Raw genomic sequence first — 2,165 nt, 5'->3', positions numbered from 1 at the left:
GATTTATTACTTTCAATAAGGAAGAGGACTTACTTCTTCATTTTTATGTCGATGATCGCATTTCCTGCAAAAAAGAATCCAATTTGGATGTTCGTCATACATTGGGATCATTTCAACTTCCCTTTCTCCTCTTTTGATACATACTGGGCATAACATATTCATTTCATCCTTTTTATGCACGATATTGATTTTCACTTTTGTAAGACTGTATATTGAACTTCCTCTGAAACAAATAAACTTGCGGAATACACTTTTATACTACATTTTCCTAATCGTCGCTTTACTTCCGACTCTAATTTTTCATTTGCTTCCTCTAAAGAACTTGCTGGAATAATCGTAGATTGTGAGTCTGTTACCTTGCCACTATACATCACTGAAAAGTTTAATTCATATTGATGTATCAAGATTTCTCCACTCCCTTTTTCTTAAAGTTCCTCACAGATCATTCTTATTTGTCACTTGCTCCTGTAGTTTTTGAAGTTGGATACGCATTTGCGGTACATACCAGCTTTTTCTTAATCGAATAATCGCTATTCCTACAATTAAAATCAAAAAGGCTTGTAGGATAATATCTTGTGTTTCCCATAACGTGCACAAATACAGAAGACTTCCCGAACAAAAATAGTACATGGCCAATAATAGATTTATATTTGCGATTATCATTTGATTCTTTACAATAGCGGCTATTCCTGCCAAAACAAGCGTACAAACTCCTATACTTAACAAAATATATGCAATAACCTTAAAAAAAATCATCCTCCCCCCCTTTTCTCTAAAAACTCATTTAAACCACTTAAAAGACCGAATAAAAGACGTAACCTCATTCAATACTAAATGTATTAATAGTTTCTTTAAAATCAATTACAAACGAATCTGAAACGTCATTTTTTCTGAAAGGGGAACTTTTTGTGTTGAAAATCATATATACTTTGTTTTCCGACACATCCCATTGAAAAGCCTGTAAAAAAAGTTGCACCAATGATTTTCAATCCCCATTGCCAAGTGTTTTCTTGTAAAAAATGATGCGATACATAGAGGCATACCCCTGTACAAATAATGATCCAAATTCCATATTCATCATATTTTCTTTGTTCTAATTTTTGTTCGTGGAACGGATACACCTGGATAAACAAATAGGCTATCAGCAAAACTGACAGCCCAATTCCAAATACAATCATTCTTTATCGCCCCATTTCGCCTTAATTCCCCCCGTTATAGCGCTTCTGTAACAATTGCTGTACACGTGCCGCATACATTCTAAAATAAGGAATATTTTGTGCGGCAACCTTTCCAAAATCCATTTGCATTAATGTTTCTTCTAACAGCTTGAACTCAAATTCTAAAAATGTATCATGCTGTTTTTGAATCGAATGCGGGATATTATGCAAAGCATCCGCAATTTCTCGTACATATGTCACACTGTATTCGTCTTCTTTGGAATAGGAAAATACATTTCGAATCAATACAAACGTTTCTTGCAATATTTCATATCCAATGTGATGCAATACATTTTGATTCACCAAATCCCCTCATTCCTTTCCCTATGGCCCTTCAATTCCTGTATTGATTTGAAACTCGTAATTTTCTACAAACCATTTGTCACCTTCTAATACTAAATTTAATTTCATGGTGTGTTTTTCTTGTTGTTCTGTTCCATCTATCGTTACAAGATAATCATATTTAACCGTTACATCCGCTTTATTATCAGCGGTTTTGATGTAGTACATATCTGTTATCTTTGCTTTGGTTTGAATATGCATAGAGCCCTCATCTTCTATATGGTTATGTGCATCATCTGGCGCGTTTAATAATTTGTTTCTTGCTTCCCCTGTTATCATTTCTTTGATCTTCTCAAATTCTGGCTTTTCTTTTTGCTTGTTATCATTACGTATTAACAGCTCTACAAACTGTTTTGCTACTTCTTGCCCTTTATCCTGGGTATTTTCTGTTAAAACTGTCACGCGCTTTTCCAATGCTCGATTTTCTGTTTTTAGCTCTTTTACTTGTTCCGTCCACTTCTTTTCCGTTTGCTCGACTTTATGCTGTAAGGTGCGATTTTGATTCCATAACCATACACTGATACCCACTAGTACAACTATGATTAAACCAACGATTCCCTGTTTCATCCCTAATCCTCGCTTTCTTTCCGCTTATTTCGGCAAATA

At 34.5% G+C, this 2,165-nt stretch carries 5 protein-coding genes; all 5 read right to left on the bottom strand.

Annotation, left to right across the window (positions count from 1 at the left end; genetic code table 11):
* Positions 1–191 precede the first annotated feature (191 nt).
* Entirely contained in the window at positions 192–404 is a 213-nt protein-coding gene (locus tag RT27_RS31960; protein WP_043939415.1) for a hypothetical protein, read from the bottom strand.
* A gap of 31 nt (positions 405–435) precedes the next feature.
* Positions 436–756, bottom strand: a complete 321-nt coding sequence (locus RT27_RS31955; RefSeq protein ID WP_043939414.1) for a hypothetical protein — start codon at positions 754–756, stop codon at positions 436–438.
* Between the two features lie 125 nt (positions 757–881).
* Positions 882–1,178 (bottom strand): hypothetical protein, encoded by a 297-nt coding sequence (locus RT27_RS31950; protein WP_043939412.1) that lies wholly within the window; start codon positions 1,176–1,178, stop codon positions 882–884.
* A gap of 21 nt (positions 1,179–1,199) precedes the next feature.
* Positions 1,200–1,523, bottom strand: coding sequence for a hypothetical protein (locus RT27_RS31945; protein ID WP_082044994.1), 324 nt, complete (start codon positions 1,521–1,523; stop codon positions 1,200–1,202).
* Between the two features lie 18 nt (positions 1,524–1,541).
* Positions 1,542–2,126, bottom strand: coding sequence for a hypothetical protein (locus RT27_RS31940; RefSeq protein WP_043939408.1), 585 nt, complete (start codon positions 2,124–2,126; stop codon positions 1,542–1,544).
* Between the last annotated feature and the right edge of the window lie 39 nt (positions 2,127–2,165).

The sequence above is a fragment of the Bacillus sp. L_1B0_5 genome, assembly GCF_000836715.1.
GTDB classification, from domain to species: Bacteria; Bacillota; Bacilli; order Bacillales; family Bacillaceae_G; genus Bacillus_A; species Bacillus_A thuringiensis_S.
This window is presented reverse-complemented; position numbering and strand designations above follow the sequence as displayed.